This window comes from Achromobacter sp. NCFB-sbj8-Ac1-l (assembly GCF_052695805.1).
This window is the reverse complement of sequence record NZ_CP199812.1, coordinates 1289931-1315048: the sequence shown is the minus strand read 5'-3', so window position 1 is coordinate 1315048 and position 25118 is coordinate 1289931. Positions and strand designations below refer to the sequence as shown.

The following is a 25118-nucleotide window of genomic DNA, read 5'->3' as shown; positions in this document are numbered from 1 at the left end:
CGGGTCAGCTGGCGGGGACCGACTGGGCGTCGTCCGCCCCGGCGGGTGCCTCCCAGCCTCCGCCCAGCGCCTTGTACAGCGCCACCAGGCTGGTGTAGGACGCCGTCTCGGCCACTGCCACGGCGTCCTGGGCGCGCAGCAAGGTACGCTGTGCGTCCAGCACCGTCAGGTACGACGTGCTGCCTTCGCGGTAGCGCAGTCTTGCCAGGTCTGCTGCGCGGCGGCTGTGCGCGGCGGCCTCGGCCAGGTTGCCCAGACGCTGCTGGGTCTGGCCGTACTGCGTCAGCGCCCCTTCCAGTTCCTCGACCGCCTGCAATACCGTCTGTTCGTAGCGCGCCGCCTCGCCTTGTGAACGCGCCTGCGCCGCGCGCTTGCGGGCCTGGGCCGTGGGCAGGTTGAACGCCGGCCAGTTCACGCCCGGCGTCACGCTGAAGGCCCGGCTCGCCGCCGAACCGAGATCGCCGCCGCGTAGCGCCACGAAGCCCAGGAAGCCGCCCAGGTCGATGCGCGGATACAGCTCGGCAGTCGCCACGCCCACGTCGGCATTGGCGGCGGCACGGTTGCGCTCGGCGGCCGCCACGTCGGGCCGGCGGGCCAGCAAGGCGCCGACATCGCCGATGGGCAGGCGCGCCGCCAGCGGCGCTTGCGGGGTGGACGTGTCCAACTCGCCCAGTTCCACCGGCCGCAGGCCCGCCAGCACCGCCAGGCGGTAACGCGCCAGGCGCCGGGCGGTTTCCTGTACCGGCACGCTGGCCTGGACCGTTTCCAGTTCGGCGCGAGCGCTGGCCAGGTCGCCTTCGTCGCCGCGGCCGGCCGACACCATCGCCTGGATCACGCGCAGGCTGTCGCGCTGGCTGTCCAGGTTGGCGCGCGCCACCGCCAGGCGCTGTTCGGCGCCGCGCAGCTCGAAGTAGTTGCGCGCCACCTCCGCCGCCACCACGATGCGCGCCTGCGCCAAATCGGCGGCCTGGGCCTCGCTGCGCGCCGCGGCACCTTCGGCCGCTCGCCGCAGGCGGCCGAACAGGTCGATTTCCCAGGTGGCATCGAAGCCGGCGCGGTAGCTCTCGGCCAGGTTGCGCCGCCCCGTCACGCCCGGGTTGGCCTGCGACAGGCTGCGCTCGAAACTCCCGCCCAGCGTCACCGTGGGCAGCTGGTCCAGTTGTTTCTCGTCTAGCACGGCGCGCGATTCGGCCAGACGGGCCTGGGCGATGCGGATGTCGTGGTTGCGCTGCAGCGCCAGGGCGATCAGGCGGTCCAGTTGCGGGTCCTGCAACTGCTTCCACCAGTCCGCCTGCACGCGATCGCTGGAAAACAGCGCCTGTTCCGGGCTGGCCAGCGTCACCGGCGCGTCTTGCGGCTTCTGGTAATCGGGACCGACGGCGCAGCCGGCGGCGGCCAGCGCGGCCAGCAGCGTCACGACGCCGCGACGCAAGCGCAGGGGTAGTTCGGGATGTTTCATGGTCGTTTCCTCAATGCAGCACAAGCGGCGGCGGTGGCGGCGCATCTTCGGCCTGCGCCTGGGCCAATTCACGGGCACGCGGCGTGTCGCTGGCGGCGCGGTGGTCGCGGGCCAGCACGGTGTAGACGGTGGGCAGCACGAACAGCGTGAACAGCGTGCCCACCAGCATGCCCACCACGATCACCAGGCCCAGGCTGTAGCGGCTGTGGGCGCCGGCCCCGCTGGCGAACAGCAGCGGGATCAGGCCCACCACCATGGCGGCGGTGGTCATCAGGATGGGGCGCAGGCGGATGCGGGCGGCCTGCTCCATGGCGCTGCGGCGATCCAGCCCGTGGCTGACCTGCATCTCGTTGGCGAATTCCACCATCAGGATGCCGTGCTTGCTGATCAGCCCGATCAGCGTCACCAGCCCGATCTGCGTATAGATATTGATGGTGGCCATGCCCAGCGCCAGCGGAATCAGCGCACCGCAGATGGACAACGGCACGCTCACCAGGATGATGAACGGGTCGCGCAGGCTTTCGTACTGCGCCGCCAGCACGAGGTAGATGACGATGATGGCAAAGATGAAGGTGATCATCAGCGCCGAGCCTTCCTGGCTGAACTGGCGGGCATCCGACTGCCAGTCGTAGCTGAAGCCGGCCGGCAGCGCCTGGGCCTGGCGCGTCAGGAACTGCACCGCGTCGCCCATGGTCACGCCCGGCATCGGAATGGCCTGGAAGGTGGCCGCGTTGAGCTGGTTGAACTGGGTCAGCTTGTTGGGTTCGACGCCCATCGACACCGACACGATGGTGGACAGCGGCACCTGCGCGCCGCTGGCGCTCTTGACGTAGTACTGCGCCAGCGATTCCGGCGAGATGCGCTGCTGCCGCAGGCTTTGCGCAATCACGTCGTACGAGCGGCCATCCATGCCGAAGCGGTTGACGTAGTTTTCCCCCACCAGTACGGCCAGCGTATCGCCCACGGCCTTCATGGTGACGCCCAGGCTGTTGGCCTTGGCGCGGTCCACCTTCAGCTGCACCACGGGGTTGTTGTAGTCCAGGTCGCTGTCGACCACCATGAACAGGCCGCTTTCACGGGCCGCCTTCTTCAGGGTTTCCATGGCCTCGTACACCACGGGATAGTCGGACGCGCTCATGATGACCATCTGCACCGGCAGGCCCCCGGTCGACCCCGGCAGCGGCGGCAGCTGGAAGGCGAAGATGTTGCTGCCTTCGATCTGGTTCACCCGGGCCTGCATGTCGGCCTGGATCTGGTCGGCCGAACGCTTGCGGTCCTGCCAGTCCACAAAGTCGACACCGCCGATGCTGTTGGCCACGCCGTCCGAGCCATTGATCAGCCAGCGACCCTTTTGCTCGGGCAACGTGGCCATGACGTCGTCCCACTTCTTGCCGAACTTCTCGACGTAGTCGATGTTGGCCTGCTGCGGCGACTTGATGGCCGTGAGCACGGTGGACTGGTCTTCGACCGGCGCCAGTTCGCGCTGGGCGGCGTTGTACAGGAACGGCAGGCTGATCAGCACCGCCGCAGCCACCAGGCCCGTCACCCAGCGGTGGTGCAGCGACACGTCCAGCAGGCGGCCGTATGCGTCGCCCAGCCGGTTGAAGAAGCGCTCGGCGCGGCGCGCCATCCAGCCTTCGGACACGTGGCTGTTGAGCATGAACGAGCTCATCACGGGCGACAGCGTCAGCGCGATCACGCCCGACACCACCACGGCGCCCGCCAGGGTAAAGGCGAACTCCTTGAACAGCGACCCCGTCAGCCCGCCCATCAGGCCGATGGGCGCATACACCGCCGCCAGCGTGATGGTCATCGCGATCACGGGGCCCGCCACTTCCCGCGCCCCGATCAGCGCGGCGCGCACCGGGGATTTGCCTTCTTCGATGTGGCGGTGCACGTTCTCGACCACCACGATGGCGTCGTCCACCACCAGGCCGATGGCCAGCACCATGGCCAGCAGCGTCAACAGGTTCACGCTGAAGCCGAACAGCGCCATGATGGCGGCGCCGCCCAGCATCGACAGCGGAATCGTCACCACCGGAATCAACACGGCGCGCAACGACCCCAGGCAGAGGAAGATCACCGCCACCACGATAATGATGGCTTCCATCAGCGTATGCACCACGCCGTCGATCGATGCGCTGATGAAACGCGCCAGCTCGAACGGCACCTGCACGCTGGTGCCCGGCGGCAGGTTCCGCTTGATGTTGGGCAGCAGTTCATTGAGCCGCTTGACGATCACCAGCGGGTTGCCGACCGGCGTGGCATTCAGGCCGAAGTACACCGCCGGCTCGCCGTCCATCAGGCCGCTGGAATCGGTCGAGGCCGCGCCCAGTTCCACGGTCGCCACGTCGCCCAGGCGCACGATCGCGTCGCCGTCGCGCTTGACGACCATGTCGCGAAACTCCGCCACGTTGACCAGATCGGTGTTGACCTTGATGTTGGACGCCACGTACAGGCCTTTGACCTGGCCGGGCGCGGCCTGCACGTTGTTCTGGCGCAGGGCCCCGTCCAGCTCGCCGGCCGAGATGCCGCGCGCCGCCAGGCGGTTGGGGTCCAGCCAGATCCGCATCGCCAGCTTCTGGCCGCCGTAGAGTTCCACGCTGGCTACCCCTTCGATGGACGACAGCTGCGGCTGCACCACGCGCGACAGGTAGTCGGTCAGGGCTGGCAGCGCCATGGTGGTGCTGGAAAAGCCCACGTAGGCCACGGCCGTGGCTTCGCCGGCCGACTTGACCAGCACGGGGTCGTAGGCATCCTGCGGCAGGCGGTATTTGACTTCGTTGACCTTGGCCATGACCTCGGTCATGGCCTTGTTGGAATCGGCGTTCAGTTTCATGCGCACGGTGATCACGCTGCGCCCCTGGATCGATGACGACGACAGGTAGTCGATGCCTTCGACCGTGGCGACGGACTGCGCGATGGGCTGCGTGACGAAGCCCTGCATCAGGTCGGGCGAGGCGCCCGGGTATTGCGTAGTGATGGTGATGGTGGTGCTTTCGGTCAGCGGATACTGGCGTATCGGCAGGCCGCTCAGGGCACGCAGCCCCATCAGCAGGAGCAGCGTGCTGACCACCAGCGCCAGCACGGGCCGACGGACGAACAGATCGGTGAATGTCATGTCAGGCTCCGTGCGCTCACCGGGCTTGCGCCACGGATTGGGGCGCGGCGCCGGCATCCAGCGCCACGGTGTCCTGGGCGCTGATCTCGACGGCCGCGCCGTTGTGCAGGCGCAGTTGGCCCGAGGTCACGACCCGGTCGCCGGGCTTCAGGCCCTTGGTCACCACCACCCGCCCCTGGGCACGTTCGGCGGTCTGCACATAGGCCTGGGCCACGGTCGGCGGCGCCGAGGCGTCGCCCGCCTTGGGCGGCAACACGACATAGACCGAATCGCCGTAGGCGCTGTAGCTGACGGCGGTTTCCGGCACGGTGATCACGCCCGGGCGCGGCGGCAGCACCACCTTGCCATGGGCAAACATGCCGGCGGCCAGTGCGCCGTCGGCATTGGCCAGGGTGGCCTGCACGCGCACGGTGCGCGAACCGGGATCGATCTGCGGCTCGATGGTGGTGACGGCGCCTTCGAACACGCGGTCGGGGTGGGCATCGACCGTCACCGCCACCGGCTGGCCGGCCCGCAGCGCCCCCAGGGCCTGCTCGGGCAACGTGATGTTGGCGTAGACGCTGGCCGCGTCGGTCAGCGACACCAGCGGGTCGCCGGCGCGCGCAAACTGGCCCAGGTTCACGCGGCGCACGCCCAGCACGCCGTCAAACGGCGCCTTGATGCGCTTTTGCTCGATCAGCGCCTGGATGCGCTTGATGTCCCCGGCGGCCTGGTCGTAGTCGGCCTGGGCCTGGTCCAGTTGCTCGCGGGTGGCGGCCTGCAGCGGCACCAGGCGGCGGGTGCGGTCCAGCAGGGCCCGCGCGTTCCTGGCCTGGGCCTGCAGCCGGGCCAGCTCGCCTTGTTCGGGCGCGTCGTTCAGTTGCACCAGCAGCTGGCCGGCGCGCACCCGCTCGCCGGCGGTGAACAGAATCTGCGCCACCCGGCCGTCCACTTCGGCGGGCACCAGCACCTGGCGGGTCGCCTCCAGCGAGGCGATGCCCGACAGCGCCACCGGGAAATCCGCCTGGATGGCGGGGGCCACCGCGACCTTGGCCGGCGCCATGGCCCAGCCGCCCTTGTGCGACGCCCCGCCGAACTTCCAATACAGGCCGCCGCCCGCCACCACCGCCACGACCAGGATGCCGGCCGCCCATGCGCCAGATGTTGCCTTCATGATTCGCTCGCTATTTATCAAAGGAATGACTTGGATAATCCGCGAAATCACGCAGGAAGTCAAAATACCTAAAGTAATGTTGAGGATTAATGAATCCTATCGACGAAAAAAAGCCGCCGGCGCGAGGCCGGCGGCGGGAGATCGGGAAGTGGGGGAAAAGGCGGCCTGGCCGGCAGTGGGACCGACCGGGCGTCCCAAGCGTCTAGGTGCGCACCATGTGCAGGTAATGGCGGTGGCGTTCGTACTGGTCCAGGATGTCGCCGATGACCGCATCGCGGCTCCAGCCCATGATGTCGTAGTCCTGACCGCCTTCGCGCAGGTGGACCTCGGCGCGGAAATACTTGCGTTCTTCCTCGTCGGCCGCCTCTTCGGGGGTCAGGCTGGGGCGCACGAAGGCCCGCGGCTGCACCGAATAGAAGAAGTCCAGGTGTTCGCCGTGGTTCACTTCCAGCACCGCGCTGCCCTGGTCGGCGTCTTCCTTGACCGCGACGTCGTAGCCCTGCTTGCGCAATTCGTCGGCCACGTCCTCCAGCGCGGGCGTCACCACGTCGGACACGAAACGCACCACGTGGGCGCGCCGCGGCATCATGACCATGTTGCGCAGCCGCCGTTCCCACGACTGACCGCCGCGCGTCGGCCGCGACAGGGTCAGCGACTGGTAGCGGATGCCGCGCTTGGTGGCGTCCAGCTTCAGCGCCTTGAACAGCCCCCACAGCGACAGCAGCAGAATGATCGAGAACGGCAGCGCACTGGCGATGGTGGCCGTCTGCAACGCCGTCAGGCCGTCGGCCAGCAGCAGCGCAATGGCCACCGCGCCCATCGACAGCGACCAGAAGATGCGCTGCCACACCGGCGTGCGGTCGGCGCCGCCGGAGGCCAGCAGGTCGACCACCAGCGCGCCGGAGTCGGCCGAGGTGACGAAGAACACGGCCACCATGGCGATGGCGAAAATCGACATGATGCTGCTGAAGGGCAGCAATTCAAAGAAGGCGAACAGCGCCAGGGCGTTGTCGTCCTTGACCGTTTCGGCGAAGCCCTTGACCCCGTCGACCAGGATGAAGTGGATGGCGGTGTCGCCAAACACCGTCATCCAGAACAGCGTAAAGCCGGCCGGCACCAGCAGCACGCCGCTGACGAATTCACGGATGGTGCGGCCGCGCGAGATGCGGGCGATGAACAGCCCCACGAACGGCGACCACGCAATCCACCAGCCCCAGTAGAACAGCGTCCAGCCGCCGATCCAGTCGGACGGCTCGTAGGCATACAGGTTGAAGGTCTTGTTGACGATGTCGGACAGGTAGGCGCCGGTGTTCTGCACGAAGGTCTGCAGCAGGAACACGGTGGGACCGGCCACCAGCACGAACAGCAGCAGGATCACCGCCAGCACCATGTTGGCCTCGGACAGGATGCGGATGCCCTTGTCCAGCCCGCTGGCCACCGACAGGGTCGCCAGGCCGCAGGTGATGAGGATCAGGATGATCTGCGGAATCACGCCCACCGGAATGCCGAACAGGTGGTTCAGGCCGCTGTTCATCTGCGCCACGCCCAGGCCCAGCGACGTGGCCACGCCCAGCACCGTGCCGATGATGGCGAAGACGTCGACCGCATGGCCGATGGGGCCGTGGATGCGGTTGCCGATCAGCGGGTACAGGGCCGAACGCAGGGTCAGCGGCAGCCCGTGGCGAAAGCTGAAGAATGCCAGCGTCAACGCCACCACCGCGTAGATGGCCCAGGCGTGCAGGCCCCAGTGGAAGAACGTGATCTTCATGGCCTCGCGCGCCGCGGCGGCGGTTGCGCCCTCGCCCACCGGCGGCGACATGAAGTGCATGACCGGCTCGGCCACGCCGAAGAACATCAGCCCGATGCCCATGCCGGCCGAGAACAGCATGGCGAACCAGGTGAAATTGCGATAGTCGGGCTCGCTGTGGTCGGGCCCCAGCTTGATGTCGCCATAGCGGCTGATGGCCAGGAAGGCCACCGACAGCAGGATGATGGCGACCACCAGGATGTAGAACCAGCTGGCATTGCCCAGGATCCAGCGCTGGATGGTGTCGAACAGGTTCTGCGCGGTCTTGGGCGCCGTGATGGCAAAGCCCACCAGCAACAGGGTGAACAACGCGGCCGAGAAGAATACCGGTCGGTTGATGGTGGATGGTCGGGTTTCTGAAGACATGCTGCCGCTCCTTTCGCCCGAGGGATGCGTGGCTGCGGCGCTGGCCCCCTCAGTCCAGCCGGCGCGCCGCCGCTATTACTATCATGCCGCGCCCCCGTCTGACAACGCGGCGGGCGGGTGGCCGGCCCCTAGCCGGGGTCGCGCTCGCCGAACACGACCCGGCGGAAAAACCCCGCCAGCACCGCTTCGGTGGTTTCCGGGGGCACCCCTTGCGGGTCGAACGCGGCGCTGAACTGCATGCCGTCGGACAGGGCCAACAGGCCGATGGCCAGTTCGCGGGCCGGCAGCGGCAACGGCGTGCCGACGCGTTCGGAGAACTGGCTGACGTATTCGGTGGTGGCTTCACGCAATTCGCGCAGACAGGCGGTGAACCCGACGCGGAATTCAGGGTCCCGGGCGGCCTGCAGCTTGGCTTCCATCCAGAGCAGGAAGCACTCGTTGTCGCGAAAATGGGTGCTGTAGTACTGCAGCACGCTGGCTTCCATCTGCTCGCGGGTTTCGCCGGCTTCGAAGATGGCGCGCATGTCGGCCATCACGTTTTCGTGGTCGCGCTTGAGCAGTTGCAGGAACAGTTCGGATTTGCTGCCGAAATTGGAATAGAACGCGCCGCGCGTGTAACCGGCAAGCTCGGCGATGTCTTCGACGCTGGCGGCGACGAAACCCTTGGACAGGAAGATCGATTGCGCGGCATCGAACAGGCGCTGGCGCGTCTGGTCGCGGCTTTGCTCTCGGGTAAGGCGGACTTTTGACATGGGGCGATTCTAGCACCGCCTCGCATTTCAGATTCACACTTGTATTTGAATACATTGCTGCATTAGAATCCATGCCGTATCGGATTGCCAGCGCGTCTCGACAGCCTGTGAAGGCCGCCTCGCACCCGTCTCTCTTCCTGCCCGCGTCGCGAGGTGTTTCGTGAATTTCCCTGTCCCTGGCGCGCTTGCCGCGCTGACTCTGGCAGTGGCCCTGACCGGCTGCGGCAGCAAAGAACCCGAGGCGCCCGCGCCGCGGCCTGTCGTGGCCATGCCCGCCAAGGCCGACGCCACCCTGCCCGCCTGGACCCTGCCCGGCGAAGTGCAGGCACGCTACAGCACGCCCCTGTCGTTCCGCGTGGGCGGCAAGATCGTCGAACGCCTGGTGCGCCTGGGCGACACGGTCAAACCCGGCCAGGTGGTCGCCAGGCTGGACCCGGCCGACGCCACCAAGAACGCCGCCAGCGCGCGCGCCCAGTTGTCGGCCGCCCAGCACCAGCTGGACTACGCCAAGCAGCAGCTGGACCGCGACCGCGCCCAGGCCAAGGAAAACCTGATCGCCGCGAACCAGCTGGAACAGACCCGCAACGCCTACGCCTCGGCCCTGGCGCAGCGCGACCAGGCGCAGCAGCAGGCCGCCCTGTCGGCGGACCAGCTCAAGTACACGACGTTGCAGGCCGACCACGCCGGCGTGATTACCGCCGAGCAGGCCGACACCGGCCAGAACGTCAGCGCCGGCCAGGCGGTCTACAACCTGGCCTGGTCCGGCGATGTCGACGCCCTGTGCGACGTGCCCGAAAGCGTGCTGGCCGGATTGACCATCGGCCAGCGTGCCACCGTCACGCTGGCGCCGTTGCCCGGCAAGACCTTCAACGCCGTGCTGCGCGAGATCGCGCCGGCGGCCGACCCGCAAAGCCGCACCTACCGCGCCAAGCTGACCCTCGAATCGCCCCCGCCCGAGGTGCGGCTGGGCATGACGGCCAACATCAGCTTCGACAACCGCCAGGCCAACGGCGCCGTCACCTACACCGTGCCGGCCACCGCACTGTTCCATGACGGCACCGAACCCGCCGTCTGGGTGGTCAAGCCGCAGGAAGACACGCTGGAACTGCGCCGCGTGCAGGTGCTGCGCTACGACGCGCGCACCGTCACGCTGTCGCAAGGCGTGCAGGCCGGAGAACGGGTGGTCTGGCAAGGCGTGCACGCCGTGTCGGCGGGCCAGAAAGTCCAGGCGGTGCCGCCGCTGCACCCCGAGGACTTCGCATCATGAGCGCGCCGGTTCCCGAACATCCCGACGCGCATCGCCACGAAGAAGGCAAGTTCAACCTGTCGGCCTGGGCCCTGCGGCACCAGCCGCTGGTGATCTTCCTCATCACCCTGGTGACGCTGTTCGGCGTGCTGTCGTATTCGCGGCTGGCGCAGTCCGAAGACCCGCCCTTCACGTTCCGCGTGATGGTCATCAAGACCCTGTGGCCCGGCGCCACCGCGCAGCAGGTACAGGAACAGGTCACCGACCGCATCGCCAAGAAGCTGCAGGAAACGCCGTCCACGGACTTCATGCGCAGCTATTCGCGCCCGGGCGAATCGCTGATCTTCTTCACCATGAAAGACTCGGCGCCGGCCAGCGAGGTCGCCAATGAGTGGTACCAGGTGCGCAAGAAGGTCGGCGACATCGGCGCCACGCTGCCGCAAGGCGTGCAAGGGCCGTTCTTCAATGATGAATTCGGCGACGTCTACACCAACATCTACACGCTGGCGGGCGACGGCTTTTCGCCGGCCCAGCTGCGCGACTACGCCGACAACCTGCGCACGGTGCTGTTGCGCGTGCCGGGCGTGGCCAAGGTGGATTACTTCGGCGACCAGCCCGAGCACGTCTACATCGAGATCAGCAATACCCAGCTGACACGCCTGGGCGTGTCGCCGCAACAGATCGCCGAGGCCATCAACAGCCAGAACGCGGTGGCCAGCGCCGGCACGCTCACGACCGCCGACGACCGCATCTTCGTGCGGCCCAGCGGCCAGTTCAGCGATACCCGCGCCCTGGCCGAAACGCTGATCCGCGTGAACGGCAAGTCGATCCGGCTCGGTGACATCGCCACCATCCATCGCGGCTACGACGACCCGCCGACCGAGCAGATGCGTACCGGCGGCCAGCCGGTGCTGGGCATCGGCATCACGATGCAGCCGGGGCAGGACGTGGTGCACCTGGGCCGTGCGCTGGACGCCAAGTTCGGCGAATTGAAGGCCCGGCTGCCTGCCGGCCTGACGCTGACCGAAGTGTCGAGCATGCCCAAGGCCGTGTCGTTCTCGGTCGATGAATTCCTGCGTTCGGTGGCCGAGGCCGTCGCCATCGTGCTGATCGTCAGCCTGGTGTCGCTGGGTCTGCGCACCGGCATGGTGGTGGTGATTTCCATTCCCGTGGTGCTGGCCATCACGGCGCTGTTCATGGATGTATTCGGCATCGGCCTGCACAAGGTGTCGCTGGGCACGCTGGTGCTGGCGCTGGGCCTGCTGGTGGACGACGCCATCATTGCGGTCGAGATGATGGCGGTGAAGCTGGAACAGGGCTGGAGCCGCGCGCGCGCCGCCGCCTATGCCTACACCAGCACCGCCTTCCCGATGCTGACCGGCACGCTGGTGACGGTGGCGGGCTTTCTGCCGATCGCGCTGGCCAAGTCCAGCACCGGCGAGTACACCCGTTCCATCTTCCAGGTGTCGGCGATTGCGCTGATCACCTCGTGGTTCGCGGCCGTGGTGCTGATTCCGCTGCTGGGCTATCGCATGCTGCCCGAACGCAAGCGCGAGGCCCACCTGCCCGATGACCACGAGCACGACATCTACAACACCCGCTTCTACCAGCGCCTGCGCGGCTGGGTGGCGTGGTGCGTGGATCGCCGCTGGCGCGTGCTGCTGGCCACCATCGTGATCTTCGTCGTGTCGATGGCTGGCTTCGGCCTGGTGCCGCAGCAGTTCTTCCCCAGTTCGGACCGTACCGAGCTGCTGGTGGACGTACGGCTGCAGGAGGGCGCGTCGTTCGCCGCCACGCTGCGCCAGGTGGAACGGCTGGAAAAGGCGCTGGACGGCCGTCCCGAGATCGCCCATTCGGTGAGCTTCGTGGGCACCGGCGCGCCGCGCTTCTACCTGCCGCTGGACCAGCAGCTGGCCACGCCCAATTTCGCCCAGATCGTCATTACCGCGAACTCGGTGGAAGAACGCGAAAAGCTGGCCCGCTGGCTCGAACCCATGCTGCACGAGCAGTTCCCGGCGATCCGCAGCCGCCTGTCGCGGCTGGAGAACGGCCCGCCCGTGGGCTTTCAGGTGCAGTTCCGTGTCAGCGGCGACAAGATTGCCGACGTGCGCCAGGTGGCCGAGAAGGTGGCCGCCGAGGTCCGCGCGGACAGCCGCTCGGTCAACACGCAGTTCGACTGGGACGAGCCATCCGAACGCTCGGTGCGGTTCGACATCGATCAGCAGAAAGCGCGCGAGGTCGGCGTCACGTCGAACGACATTTCCAGCTTCCTGGCCATGACGCTGTCGGGCTACACGGTGACGCAATACCGCGAACGCGACAAGCTCATCAACGTCAGCCTGCGCGCGCCCAACGACGAACGCATCGACCCCGCCCGGCTGGCCACCCTGGCCATGCCCACGCCCAACGGCCCGGTGCCGCTGGGCAGCCTGGGCCACGTGCGCTACGGCCTGGAATACGGCGTGATCTGGGAACGCGACCGCCAACCCACCATTACCGTGCAGGCCGACGTCAAGAGCGGCGCCCAGGGCATCGACGTCACCCACGCCATCGACAAGAAGCTGAACGCGTTGCGGGCCGAACTGCCCGTGGGCTATCGCATCGAGGTCGGCGGCCCGGTCGAGGAAAGCGCCAAGGGCCAGTCGTCCATCAATGCGCAGATGCCGATCATGGTCGTGGCGGTGCTGACCCTGCTGATGGTGCAGCTGCAAAGCTTCGCCCGCGTGCTGATGGTGGTGCTGACCGCGCCGCTGGGCCTGATCGGCGTGGTGGCGGCGCTGCTGCTGTTCGGCAAGCCCTTCGGCTTCGTGGCGATGCTGGGGGTGATCGCGATGTTCGGCATCATCATGCGCAACTCGGTGATCCTGGTGGACCAGATCGAGCAGGACATCCGCGCCGGCCACAAGCGGGTGGATGCGATCGTCGGGGCGACGGTGCGGCGTTTCCGCCCCATCACCCTGACCGCCGCGGCCGCTGTGCTGGCGCTGATTCCGCTGTTGCGCAGCAACTTCTTCGGCCCCATGGCCACCGCCCTGATGGGCGGCATCACCAGCGCCACCGTGCTGACGCTGTTCTTCCTGCCCGCCTTGTACGCGGCCTGGTTCCGCGTGCGCCACGACGAACGCGATGAACCCGAAGGCGTGCCGCCCGGCGCCAATGCCGGCGATACCGCCGTACGAGGAGCCTGACGATGCAACCCCGTCACCCCGCCCCCGCCTGGCGCCTGGCCGCGCTGCCCCTGGTGCTGGCGCTGGGCGCCTGCGCCTTCGCCCCCGACAGCAAGCCGCCGGCGCTGGCCGCGCCCACGCACTATGGCGTAGAGGCCCTGCCCGCCGCCGGCGCCCCCGCCCAGGGCGTGGCGCAGCGCTACGAGCAAGGCGCGCGCCCGGTGCCCGAATGGTGGAAACGCTATGGCTCGGACGCGCTGAACGCCATGGTCGAGGAAGGCCTGGCCAACAGCCCCGACCTGGCTGCCGCCGAACGCAACCTGGCCGGCGCCCGCGAACAACTGCGCGGACAGGTCAATTCGTCGCTGCTGCCGTCCATCGACGCGGGCACCGACGTCACGCGCAAACGTGCGCTGACCATGCCCAACCTGGCCGAACCCACTGCGCTCTACAACGTCTTCACCGGCCAGATCCAGGCCAAATACGACCTGGACCTGTTCGGCGCGGCGCGCTTTGAAAACGCATCGCGCGCGGCCAAGGTCGAGCAGCAGGCGTTCCAGCTGGAATCGGCGCGCCGTTCGCTGGCCGGCAACATCGTCACCGGCGCCATCACGTCGGCGTCGCTGGCCGAACGCGTCGCGTTGACCGAAAAGCAGGTCGTGCTGTCGCGCCAGGTGGCGCGCGACACGCAGCGCCGCTACGAACTGGGATCGGCCTCGCAGAACGATGCCTTGCAGGCCGACCAGGATGCCGCCACGCTGGAAGCGTCCCTGCCCGGCCTGCGGGCGCAATGGCAGACCACGCGCCACGCGCTGGCCGTGCTGATGGGCCGCAGCCCCGACCAGGCGCCGCCCGATCTGGCCTTCGGCATGCTGGCCGTGCCGCCTGAAGTGCCGGTGCTGGTGCCATCCGAACTGCTGGCCGCCCGGCCTGACATCCACATCGCCGAAGCCGTGCTGCAAGCCGCCGCCGCCGACGTCGGCGTAGCCACCGCGCAGCTGTTCCCCAGCCTGTCGCTGTCGGCCTCCATGGGCAAGGGCGGCTTCAGCTGGCCTGCCGCGCTGTCCGGCGCGGGGTCGATCTGGGCGGTGGGCGCGTCGCTGACGCAACCGATCTTCCATGGCGGCGCGCTGCTGGCCGAACGCAGCGCGGCCAAGGAACGTTACGAAGCCTCGGTGCTGCAATACAAGCAGACCGTGCTGACGGCGTTCCGCGACGTGGCGGACACGCTGGCGCGGCTGGACGCCGACGGGCAGGCGCTGGCCTCGGCCGAAGCGTCGCGCCGGGCGGCCGAGCAATCGCACCGCAACACCGCCAGCCAGGTCCGCCTGGGCGCGCTGGCGCCGTACACGGCCTACGCCAGCGAGCAGCATTACGTCGCCGCGCGGGTGCGCGAAGTGGAATACGCCAGCGCCCGGCTGACGGAAACGGCGGCGCTGTTCCAGGCCATGGGCTCGCCCCTGCGGGCGCCGCAGGCGACGGCCCAGGCCGGCACGGCGCCGGCGGACGGCACGGCCAATTCGACCGCGACCGTGCCGCCCTCGCAGCAGCAGCAGCAGCAGCAGCAGCAGCAGCAGTAAATCCCCGCCAAGCCCCGCGCTGACACGCGGCGCCAAGGCTGCCCCGCACAGGCCCCCGACGCTTCCAGCGCGGGGGCCTGTGCCTTGATGCGCAACGCCTGCGCCAGCCGATTCGATCGCCGCGCCGCCTGTGGCAGCGCGGTGGGCTGGTCCTGCACGATGGCGTTCAGCCTGGCCGCATGGAATGCCTTTCTCGCTCAGTGCCCGCGGGTCGACGTCTCCCGGCTCGGCGTCTCCCGGCTCGGCGTCTCCCGGCTCGGCGTTCCCAGCCAGGCGTCCCCAGCCAGGCGCCCCCGGCTAGGCGCCCCCGGCTAGGCGCCCCCGGGCAAACCCTGGGTATTTTTGGCGCCAAAATAAGCTAATATTTTTTCATCCTCCCCTTCCCCCCCGACTGCACGGCGCCCTCGCGCCGCTATCCGTTCATGACCCAGATCACCCAATTTCCGTTCGTATCGGTTTCCGGTACCCCCGAAGCCCGTGGCCGCGCTTACGGCCAGCAGGCTGCCGACCGCGTGCGCAAAAGCGCCGCCATGTACGGCCAGACCCTGGTCGACCTGGGCTATGACGCCATGGCGCGCACCCAGCTGATCACCAGCTTTGCCCGCGAAATCGAGAACTTCGCGCCGCACTACCTGGAAGAAATGCGCGGCATCGCCGCCGGCGCCAACGTGCCGTTCGAAGACATCGTGATGGTCAACGCCCGCACCGAAGTCATCGCCAAGGCCCGCGCCGAAAAGAAAAAGGCCGCCGAACTCGAACCCGGCGATGGCTGCACCGGCGCCCTCATCCTGCCCACGCGCTCGGCCAATGGCCGCCTGATCCACGGCCAGAACTGGGACTGGCGCGCCGAATGCGTCGACACCGCCATCGTGCTGCGGGTGCGCAACGACAACGGCCCCGACATCCTCACCTTCGTCGAAGCCGGCGGCCTGGCCCGCAGCGGCCTGAACAGCGCCGGCGTGTCCATCACCGCCAACTACCTGGAATCCGACCGCGACTTCCGCCAGCTTGGCGTGCCGCTGTCGCTGATCCGCCGCAAAGTGCTCGAACAGGAACACTTCGCCCTGGCCATCAAGGCCGTCAGCACCACGCCCAAGTCCTGCTCGAACAACATCATGATCGGCATGGCCGCCGGCTTCGGCGTCGACTACGAATGCACCACCGATGAGGCCTTCCCCATCTACCCCGGCAGCGACGACCTGATCGTGCACGCCAACCACTGGGTCAGCGAAGTCGCCCTGGGCAAGCTGCGCGACACCGGCCGCGCCAGCACCCCGGAAAGCGCCTACCGCGACTGGCGCGTGCGCCGCCTCTTGAACGAAAAAGACAAGCTCACCCGCGAAGACCTCAAGCGCGCCCTGTTCGACGACTTCGGCGCCCCGTACTCGGTCTGCCGCCCGCCGCGCCCTGGCAGCCACGACAACCTGTCCGCCACCGTGTCCATGGTCATTATGGAGCCGGCCGCCGGCCTGATGGAAGTCGCCCCGCTGCCCGCGCTGAACCGCACGTTCACCCGCTACAGCCTCACCGCCGAACCCGAACTGCTGGCCGCCGCTTGATCCCAGGCCGCGCGCGCAACCCTGGAAACCAATCAATGAAAACAAAACTCTTGAACACCGCGGTTGCGCTGGCGCTGGCTGCGTTGGCCGGATCGGCCTGGGCCCAGGCCCAGCCGCCGCTGCGCATCTCGTTCACCGCCGACATCCGCTCGACCGAGCCCGGCGTCAATCGCGACAGCAACAGCGATGCCGTCGTCCTGCACATCGTCGAAGGCCTGGTGGCCTACGGCGAAGACGCCGAAGTGCGCCCCCTCCTGGCTGAATCCATCGACATCAGCCCCGACGGCAAGACCTACACCTTCAAGCTGCGCCAGGGCGTCAAGTTCCACAACGGCGCCCCCCTCACCTCCGCCGACGTCCTCTGGACCTGGCAGCACTACACTGCCGCCAACTCCGGCTGGCGCTGTTCCAGCGAATTCGATGGCCGCGGCACCGTCAAGGTCACCGGCATCGAAGCCCCCGACGCCCAGACCGTCGTCTACCACCTGGAAAAACCCAGCAGCCTGTTCCTGGCCTCGCTCGCGCGCGCCGACTGCGGCGGCACCGGCATCCTGCAAAAGGCCTCCGTCAAGCCCGACGGCACCTGGGACAAGCCCATCGGCACCGGCCCCTTCGAACTCGCCGAATGGAAGCGCGGCGAATACATCCGCCTCACCAAATTCGCCGACTACGCCAACCGCGGCGGCAAGCTCGACGGCTACACCGGCTCCAAGCGCCCCCTGGTCGACGAAGTGCGCTTCATGATCGTGCCCGACGACTCCACCGCCAAGGCCGCCCTGCAACGCGGCAACATCGACATCATCGAAGACGTCTCCAACAACGACGTCCCCGTCCTGCAGGCCACGCCCAACGTCAAGGTCGCCTACGCGCCCGTCATGAGCATGACCGCGCTGCTGCTGCAAACCAAGGACCCGCTGCTGTCCAACCCCAAGATGCGCCAGGCCCTGGCCCACGCCATCGACTACGAACAACTGGCCGCCGCCGTCACCGAAGGCCTGGCCAAGCCCAACAACTCCATCGTCCCCCTGGTCTCGCCCTACCACGACGCCACCCAGAAAGAAGGCTGGAAATACGACGTCGCCCTGTCCCAGAAGCTGCTGAAAGAAGCCGGCTACAAGGGCCAGGAAATCGAGCTGATGACCACCAAGCGCTACCCCCAGTCCTACAACTCCGCCGTCATCATCCAGGCCATGCTCCAGGCCGCCGGCATCAACGCCAAGCTGTCCGTCGCCGAATGGGCCACCCAGCTCGACCGCTACAACGCCGGCACCTACCAGATGATGACCTTCCCCTACTCCGCCCGCCTGGACGCCGCCCTGAACTACGAAATGGTCACCGGCGACAAAACCAAACAGCCGCGCAAAGTCTGGGACAACCCCGACGCCCAGAAACTCCTGGACGCCGCCTCGGTCGACACCGACCACGCCAAACGCCAGAGCTCGTTCGACCACCTGCACAAACTGTTCCTGACCGACGTCCCCAGCATCCCTCTCTACAACGGCCTGGACATCGGCGCCTACCGCACGGACGTCAAGGGCTACACCCCCTGGGCCGTGAAGAAACCACGCGCCTGGGAAGTGGAACGCGTGGCGAAGTAAAGCCGCACAGCAAAATGCAAAGCGGCCGCGAAAGCGGCCTCTTTGCATTGCGGAACCAGGAAAACAAATACGCCAGGCAAACAACTCGCCCCAGCGCCCGCCAAGGTACAGACAGTAGAGCCTGACGCGTCGGTGGCCTGCGGTGTGCGGGGCGTGTAGATTGCGCCCGAGGGAATCGGAAGGCAGTCGCCGAAGGCGACAACGACGATGACAACGGGGCAGTCCGGAGCGAAGGCTCCGGACCGCAATCGTAGCCCCGCACACCGCAGGCCACCGACGCGCCAGGCGGCCCCAGCAGCACTCCCGCCGCCAGCAACCGCCCCCAAAACCAACCTACAAAAAAACCTACTTATTTACCCACAATCTTGGTCTCCCAAGCCCGAGGCTTCCCTTCCCAAACCGAAAACCCTTCCACGCGTTTATTAGTCGCCCAAGCATCCGCCCCGTTATAAAGCACCAACAACGGCGTCTGCTCCAACATCAACGTATGCAACTGGTCAAACAGCTTCTGCCGCTTGGCCGGATCAGATTCAAGAAAGCTCTCGTCAATCAGCTTCTGCGCCGCAGGATCATCCCAGACCTTGCGCGGCTGCTTCGACTTATCCCCCGCAAACTGCTCAAAGCTCAACGAAGGATCGATCCGCGAAGAAAAAGTGAAAGAACTGATCTGGTACTTGCCCGTGTTGTAGCGATCCAGCTGCGTCGCCCATTCAAGCACCTCGATCTGCGCATTGATCCCCACCGACTGCATCATCGCCTGCGCAATCACCGCCACCTGATAGCTCGGCACGTGCGCCCGCTTGTTCGCATAGATCACAATCGGCTCGCCCTTGTACCCCGCTTCCTTCAGCAACTGCTGCGCCCGCGCCGGATCGTACTTGTAGGTACGCTTCTCGGCCTCCTGGTAATACGCCGACCCCGCATACACCGCCGAATTGTTCAACTGACCCAACCCTTCGGAAGCCGCCGCCACCACCTGCGGAATATCCAGCGCCGCCGCAATCGCCTGGCGCAGCTTCACATTCTTGAGCACCGGATCCTGCGTCTGGAACAGCAGCGTATGCTTGGTGGCGTCGTGCGGGCTCATCACCGACACCGTCGGGCTCTTCTTCAGCTCGGCCACATCCGTGATCGTGATCTGGCTCGCATCGATCGCCCCCGACACCAGGCCCGCCTTCGCCGTGGACGGGTCCGGCACCACCAGGAACTTCACATCGTCAGCCAGCGGGCGCTTTGCCCCCACATAGCCGTCCGGCTTGTCGCCCGTCGACGGCGACACGTAATCCTTGAACGCCGACAGCAGCACGTATTCGCCGCGCTTCCATTCCTTGAACTGATACGGGCCCGTGCCCACCGGCTTGTTCCACGAACCGTCGGCGTTGACCGAATCCTTGCTGAGAATCGCCGTCATGCCGCAATCGGTGCGGGCCAGCGAATCCAGGAACACCGCCGACTTGCGGTCGATCTTCATGATCACCGTCAGCGCGTCCGGCGCCGACACTTCCGTCACCTTCAGGCCGTTGCGGCCGTCGAAATCGCTGCGGCAGCGCCAGTCGGTCTTGGCGTCCATGTAGCGTTCCCAGCTCCAGAGGACGTCGGCCGACGTCAACGTCGCGCCGTTGTGGAACTTCACGCCCTCGCGCAGCTTGAAGGTGTAGGTCAGGCCGTCTTCGGACAGGTCGACCGATTTCGCCAGCAACGGCGCCACCGTGCCGTTCTCCCGGTAGCCGACCAGGCCTTCCACCACGTTCAGCACCACGCCGTCGGTAGTGTTGTCGCGGTTGACGCCCGGATTGGTCGAGCGGATGTCGGCCGGCTGGGCAATCGTCAGGGTGGCGGCGTGGGCCGTGCCTGCAGCGGCCAGGGCCAGGCTGAGCGCAAGCGCTCGGGAAACAGAATGGTGGTGCATTGCGGAAACTCCCCCGGGGACATACGGCGCCTGATTCATAACTATATTGGCGCCAAAAATAGCTGCCTATTATGAAGGCTCAGCCCCCATCCGGCATCAGGGGTATCCCTGCACAACGCATAGATCGGACACACGGAAACGACTTGCGGCGGCCCCCCCCCAGACAGGATGGCCGCCGCAAAGCCGGACGCATTGCCCGGAATCGGTCAGGAAATGTCTTGCCCGACGTGCTGGGCGATGATCTTCTGCAGCCGCTTGACGTCGCGCGCCTCCAGCGCCTCGACCATGTCGAAGTGCTCGCGAGCCGAGATTTCGATGCGCGAACGCGTCACCCACTCCTTGGCCGGCGCCGCCGGGCCGCGGGCGCGGGTTTCCTGGATCAGGGCCGCCAGTTCGCGGTTCGAGCACATGTCGTACATCCCGGCGTGAAACGCCAGGTTGACCTCGTACTGCTCCAGCAGCGTGCCGTCTTGCAGCAGCTTGGCAAAACGCTCGGCCAGCGTGCGCAGGGCGCGCACCTTGGCCGCCGTGACGTTGGGCATCAGGTCAGCCGCCGCGCCGGTTTCCAGCAGCACGCGGATATCGCGGATCTGCACGTGCTGGTCTGGGTCCATCGCGTAGACGTGGTAGCCACGGTTCGGGATGTGCGAAATCAGCCGCTTGGCAGCCAATTGGTCAAGCGCCCGCCGAACGTCCAGACGCTTGGCGTCGTAGCGTTCCTGCAGGTCGATCTGTTTCAGCCACGCCCCGGGACCAAAGATGCCCGACTGAATATCATGGGCAATACGGTCAACCAGGCCCGGCTGTGTCGCCGCCGCTTTCGGCATGGACCACTCCCGTGAATCAAATCCAAACCGCGTATTTTATGCATAAGTCCGCGCCGCACCGGTAGCCCCGGCGGCCGGCGCGGATCCGTCCCTTCAAGCCGTGGCCCGTGATGGCTCCTGCCCGTCCAGGCGCCAGCGCAGGCGCACGCCGCCGGTATCGGTGGATTCCAGCGCCGGAATCGCCGACAGCAGGCTGCGGGTGTATTCCTCGCGCGGATGGTCAAAGACCTCGTCGCGGGTGCCCTGCTCGACGATGCCGCCGTCGCGCATGACCACCACCCGGTCGGCCACCTGCTCGACCACGCCCAGGTCGTGGCTGATGAACAGGCACGAAAAGCCGTGGCGTTCCTGCAGATCGGCAAACAGGTCCAGCACCTGGGCGCGCACCGTCACGTCCAGCGCCGACACCGGTTCGTCGGCAATCACGAAGGCCGGCCGCCGCACGATCGCCCGGGCGATGGCCACGCGCTGGCGCTGGCCGCCGGACAGCTCATGCGGATAGCGCTTGGCGTATTCCGAGCCCAGGCCCACTTCGGCCAGCACCTCGTCCACGCGGCGGCGTTTTTCGGTCGACGGCATGTCGGTCAGCATGCGCAGGCCTTCGCCCACCAGCTGGCCGATGGTCATGCGCGGGTCCAGCGACGAATACGGGTCCTGGAACACCATCTGGCAGTTCAGACGGTAGTCGCGCCAGGCGCCCGACCGGCGGCTGACCGGCTGATCGCGGAACAGGATCTGGCCGGACGTGGGCGACAGCAGGCCCGCGATGGCGCGGCCCAGCGTGGTCTTTCCCGAACCCGACCCGCCTACCACGGCCACCACTTCGCGCGGTTTGACGTGCAGGTCGATGCCGCCCAACGCGCGCTTGGCGCCGGTACGCGAGAACAGCCGCTGGTGGCCGGCGTAATCCACCACCAGGTTCCTGACCTCGACGATGGGGGCTTCCTTGGTGATCGGCCGGGCCGGCAGGCGGCGCGGCATCGCGTCCAGCAGCTTGCGGGTGTAGGGATGCTGCGGCCGTTCGAGAATGCCGGCGGTGGTGCCGGTTTCCAGCACCTTGCCGTGCTGCATCACCACCATGCGCTCGGTATAGCGCGCGACCATCGGCAGGTCGTGGCTGATCATCAGCACGGCCGTGTTGTGCTCGCGCGTCAGGTCCACCATCAGTTCCAGCACGTCGCGCTGCACCACGGCGTCCAGCGCGGTGGTGGGCTCGTCGGCGATCAAGAGCGCCGGCTCCAGCAGCATCACCGAGGCCAGCATCATGCGCTGGCGCATGCCGCCCGAAAACTCGTGCGGCCAGGCCTGCATGGCGGCCTTGGGGTCGCGGATGCCCACGCGCCGCAGCATCTCGAGGATGCGTTCGCGACGCTGTGCGGTCGACAGGTCGCGCCGGTGCAGCTTCAGGCCTTCGTCCAGCTGGCGCCCGATGGGCATGGACGGGTTGAGCGAGGTCATGGGTTCCTGGAACACCATGCCGATGCGCGCGCCGCGCAGCTTGCGCAACTGGGCCGCGCTGGCCTGGGTCACTTCCACGCCTTCGAAGCGGATCGAGCCGCCGGCCACCACCAGCGGCGGCGGGGTCAGCCCCATGATGGCGCGGGCGGCCTGGGTCTTGCCGCTGCCGGATTCGCCGACGATGCCGACCATTTCGCCCGGCGCCACCTCGAAGGACACGCCGCCGACGATTTCCCGGCCGCCGCGGCCGACGGTCAGGGACAGATTCGATACGGTTACCAGTGCGCTCATTGCACGCCCCTCATGCGGGGATCGAAACGGTCTCGCACCGCGTCGCCCAGCAGGTTGATCCCCAGCAGCGCGAGGGCGATGGCCAAGCCGGGAAGAATGGAAAGATAGGACGCCTGCGCCATGAACGGCCGGGCGGCTGCGAGCATGTTGCCCCAGGTGGGCGCGGGCGGCGGTACCCCCAGGCCCAGGAACGACAGCGCGCTTTCGGCCAGGATGACCCAGCCGAACATCGAGGTGGCCAGCACCGTCAGCGGCGCCACGCAATTGGGCAGCACGTGGCGGAACATGGTGTAGAGCTCGGAATTGCCCAGCACGCGGGACGATTCGATGAACTCTTTTTCACGCAGCGACAGCACGGTGCCGCGCACGATGCGCGTGACCGACGGCGTGTAGGCCAGCCCCAGCGCCAGGATGATGCCGTACTTGTTGGCCCCCACCACGGCCAACAGGCCCAGCGCCAGCAGCAGGCCCGGGAAGGCCAGCAAGGCGTTATTGAAGGCCATGATGATGCGGTCCGTCCAGCCGCGCACGAAGCCGGTCAGGGTGCCGATGGCGGTGCCCGCGATGATGGCGAAGCTGACGGTCAGGAAGCTGATCCAGACGCTGCTGGAGGCCCCGGCCAACAGGCGCGACAGCTCGTCGCGGCCGAATTCGTCGGTGCCCAGCAGGAAGTCGCCGCCAGGCGGCTTGAGGCGGGCCACGAAGTTGATCTTGAGCGGATCGTGGGGCGTCCAGAAGGCGCCCATGATGGCCGCGACGATCATCGCCGCCACGATCACGCCGCCTATCAGCGCGTTAGCTGCAATTCGCTTTTTCATTCGGCGGTCACTCTCGGGTCGAAGATGGGATAGCAAAGGTCGATCAGCAGGTTCACGATCACGTAGACCACGCCGACGAACAACAGGCAGCCCTGGATGACGGGGTAGTCGCGGGCAAAGATCGAATCCACCAGCAGCCGGCCCAGGCCGGGAATGGTGAATACGGTTTCGACCACGGCAATGCCGCCCAGCAGGTTGCCCAGCACCAGGCCGATCAGCGTCCAGGTCGGGCCGAAGGCGTTGCGAAACGCGTGGCGCATCAGCACGGCGGATTCGGACAGGCCCTTGGCGCGTGCGTGGGTGATGTAGTCCAGCCGCAGCACTTCCAGGGTGCTGGCGCGCGCCATGCGCATCAGCACGCCGATTTCGTGCAGGAACAGCGTCAGGATGGGCATGGCCAGGTACAGCAGGCCGGCCTTCCAGTCTTCGCCGATGGACACGTAGCCCACCACGGGCAGCCATTGCAGCTTGAGACCAAAGAAGATCAGCAGCAGCAGGCCCAGCCAGAAGGTGGGAATGGACACCAGCAGCGTGGCGGTGCCGACCAGGATCAGGTCGGGCGCCTTGTTCTGCTTCCAGGCGGCGATCATGCCGGCCGGCACGGCCACCAGGGCGGCGAACAGCACGGCCACCAGCACCACCCGGCCGCTGATCAGGAAGCGGTCCCACACCAGCGGCAGCACGGGCTGGCCGGTGTTGATGGACGAGCCCAGGTCACCATGCAGCATGTTGCCGAACCAGATGCCGAACTGGGTGGTCCAGCTTTGGTCCAGGCCCAGGCGGGCGCGCAGGTCGGCCAGGGCGGCCGGCGTGGCCAGGTCACCCAGCAGCAGTTGCGCCGGATCGCCCGGAATGAGGCGGATCATGACGAATACGGCCACGGCCACGATCAGCAGCGTGGGGATGGCCATGACGATACGGGATAGTGCGAAACGCAGCATGCCCCTCTCCTATCGCGGCTGACGGGCGCTGGTGCACCCGCCGCGCGTCTTGTTTTCGGTGTTATTCATGTCGCAGCTTGCGCAGCTCGGCGGCCAGGAAGTCCTGCACCTGGCCGACGCACTTCAGGCCGTCGTGCGGCACGTTGTCGACCACGTCCAGCACGGCCTTGACGCCGGCCGCCTCGAACGAGCGGCGCAAGGATTCGAGGCGCTCGGGACGAGTGGCGCCGGCCGAGTTGGCGCCGGGCATGAAGAACTTGCCGCCTTCGCGGTGGGTGATTTCCCAGGTTTCGAGGTCAGCCTTGCCGACGATCATGTGGACGGCGACCTGGCGCAGGGCGTCCACATCGACGGCCTTGCCGAAGCGGGCTTCGGCGTCGCGCACGCCGACCCACCAGTCCTGGCTGGGGTCGAGCAGGGTGACCGAGCCGGGCGCGCCGATGGAGACGGCCCACAGGGTTTCGGGGTGGAGCAAGGCGTAGCGGTTGACGAACTGGCCGCCGCCGGAATAACCGAACAGGGCGAAGCGCGAGAAGTCGCAGCCGAATTTTTCGCCGACTTCGGCGACCATGTCCTGCAGGACGTGGTCGTAGCGGATGTCGCCTTCGCGCAGTTGCTTGAAGCCGTCGCGGTTGCCGTCGCCCAGGGGGCTGACGGGAAAGAGCGGGCACAGGACGATGCAGTCGTTCCAGCGGGCGAATTCGGCGAAGGCGTCGCGGTATTCGACGAAGGCGCGGCCGGTGCCGTGCATGATGACGACCAGTTGCATGGGGTGCTTGGCCTGGTCGATGTGCGGGGGCACGTACATGCAGTACGAGAAGCGCGGGTCGATGCGGGCCGAGAAGACGGTGCTGTGGCCGAGGTCGTAGATGGCGCGGGCGCGGGCGGCTTCGGGGGTGAGGGTGGGTGCTGCGGTGGGCATTGCTTGATCCTTGAATCCTGGGAGGGATGGGTCCCTAGGGGTGCTGGCTTGGGGTGTTTGTTTGCATAAATTGGCGCCAATTTTAGGGGTGGGGGTGGGGAGGGACAAGCGGGGGGAATCCCTAACGGGGTGGGGGGTCGCCTG

Annotated in this window: 16 protein-coding genes; 5 read left to right on the top strand and 11 right to left on the bottom strand. The window is 67.2% G+C overall.

Translation table 11 applies throughout. The annotated features are described in order from the left end of the window. Positions 1-4 precede the first annotated feature (4 nt). The 5 genes from ACUDP5_RS06085 to ACUDP5_RS06065 form a co-directional block, all read right to left on the bottom strand. Positions 5-1459 (bottom strand): efflux transporter outer membrane subunit, encoded by a 1455-nt coding sequence (locus ACUDP5_RS06085; RefSeq protein WP_445658382.1) that lies wholly within the window; start codon positions 1457-1459, stop codon positions 5-7. Positions 1460-1469: 10 nt separating this feature from the next. Continuing rightward, a complete protein-coding gene (locus tag ACUDP5_RS06080) occupies positions 1470-4580 on the bottom strand; it encodes a MexW/MexI family multidrug efflux RND transporter permease subunit (RefSeq protein ID WP_445658381.1) in 3111 nt (1036 codons plus the stop codon). A 16-nt stretch (positions 4581-4596) separates the two neighbouring features. Continuing rightward, positions 4597-5733: an efflux RND transporter periplasmic adaptor subunit gene (locus ACUDP5_RS06075; protein ID WP_445658380.1), complete on the bottom strand. Its 1137-nt coding sequence runs from the start codon at positions 5731-5733 to the stop codon at positions 4597-4599. A gap of 202 nt (positions 5734-5935) precedes the next feature. Next, positions 5936-7906 (bottom strand): BCCT family transporter, encoded by a 1971-nt coding sequence (locus ACUDP5_RS06070; protein ID WP_263910397.1) that lies wholly within the window; start codon positions 7904-7906, stop codon positions 5936-5938. A 128-nt stretch (positions 7907-8034) separates the two neighbouring features. Beyond that, positions 8035-8658: a TetR/AcrR family transcriptional regulator gene (locus tag ACUDP5_RS06065; RefSeq protein WP_263910396.1), complete on the bottom strand. Its 624-nt coding sequence runs from the start codon at positions 8656-8658 to the stop codon at positions 8035-8037. 160 nt (positions 8659-8818) lie between these two features. Here ACUDP5_RS06065 and ACUDP5_RS06060 point away from each other — a divergent pair, with 160 nt between their 5' ends. The 5 genes from ACUDP5_RS06060 to ACUDP5_RS06040 all read left to right on the top strand — a co-directional run bounded on the left by ACUDP5_RS06060 (position 8819) and on the right by ACUDP5_RS06040 (position 17808). Continuing rightward, complete coding sequence (locus ACUDP5_RS06060) at positions 8819-9925, top strand: efflux RND transporter periplasmic adaptor subunit (RefSeq protein ID WP_445658379.1); 1107 nt, start codon at positions 8819-8821, stop codon at positions 9923-9925. Next, positions 9922-13092: an efflux RND transporter permease subunit gene (locus ACUDP5_RS06055; protein ID WP_445658378.1), complete on the top strand. Its 3171-nt coding sequence runs from the start codon at positions 9922-9924 to the stop codon at positions 13090-13092. The genes ACUDP5_RS06060 and ACUDP5_RS06055 overlap by 4 nt, the downstream gene beginning before the upstream one ends. A 2-nt stretch (positions 13093-13094) precedes the next feature. Continuing rightward, complete coding sequence (locus ACUDP5_RS06050) at positions 13095-14651, top strand: efflux transporter outer membrane subunit (protein ID WP_445658377.1); 1557 nt, start codon at positions 13095-13097, stop codon at positions 14649-14651. 422 nt (positions 14652-15073) lie between these two features. Next, positions 15074-16210: a C45 family peptidase gene (locus ACUDP5_RS06045; RefSeq protein WP_263910390.1), complete on the top strand. Its 1137-nt coding sequence runs from the start codon at positions 15074-15076 to the stop codon at positions 16208-16210. 35 nt (positions 16211-16245) lie between these two features. Beyond that, on the top strand, positions 16246-17808 hold the full coding sequence (locus tag ACUDP5_RS06040; RefSeq protein ID WP_263910388.1) for an ABC transporter substrate-binding protein: 1563 nt from the start codon (positions 16246-16248) through the stop codon (positions 17806-17808). A gap of 349 nt (positions 17809-18157) precedes the next feature. Here the strand turns inward: ACUDP5_RS06040 and ACUDP5_RS06035 are convergent, their stop codons facing one another. The 6 genes from ACUDP5_RS06035 to ACUDP5_RS06010 all read right to left on the bottom strand — a co-directional run bounded on the left by ACUDP5_RS06035 (position 18158) and on the right by ACUDP5_RS06010 (position 24974). Next, positions 18158-19717: an ABC transporter substrate-binding protein gene (locus ACUDP5_RS06035; protein WP_445658376.1), complete on the bottom strand. Its 1560-nt coding sequence runs from the start codon at positions 19715-19717 to the stop codon at positions 18158-18160. 206 nt (positions 19718-19923) lie between these two features. After that, positions 19924-20544 carry a GntR family transcriptional regulator gene (locus tag ACUDP5_RS06030; protein ID WP_263910386.1) on the bottom strand — a complete coding sequence of 207 codons (621 nt, stop codon included), beginning with the start codon at positions 20542-20544 and terminating at the stop codon, positions 19924-19926. 93 nt (positions 20545-20637) lie between these two features. Next, positions 20638-22293, bottom strand: a complete 1656-nt coding sequence (locus tag ACUDP5_RS06025; protein WP_445658375.1) for an ABC transporter ATP-binding protein — start codon at positions 22291-22293, stop codon at positions 20638-20640. Beyond that, the gene (locus ACUDP5_RS06020) at positions 22290-23111 is read right to left on the bottom strand and encodes an ABC transporter permease (protein WP_263910382.1); all 822 of its coding nucleotides are present in this window, start codon (positions 23109-23111) and stop codon (positions 22290-22292) included. Before ACUDP5_RS06020 ends, ACUDP5_RS06025 begins: the two co-directional genes overlap by 4 nt. After that, positions 23108-24052 carry an ABC transporter permease gene (locus ACUDP5_RS06015; protein ID WP_263910380.1) on the bottom strand — a complete coding sequence of 315 codons (945 nt, stop codon included), beginning with the start codon at positions 24050-24052 and terminating at the stop codon, positions 23108-23110. Before ACUDP5_RS06015 ends, ACUDP5_RS06020 begins: the two co-directional genes overlap by 4 nt. A gap of 61 nt (positions 24053-24113) precedes the next feature. Further along, positions 24114-24974, bottom strand: a complete 861-nt coding sequence (locus tag ACUDP5_RS06010) for an alpha/beta hydrolase (protein WP_263910378.1) — start codon at positions 24972-24974, stop codon at positions 24114-24116. Positions 24975-25118: the final 144 nt, after the last annotated feature.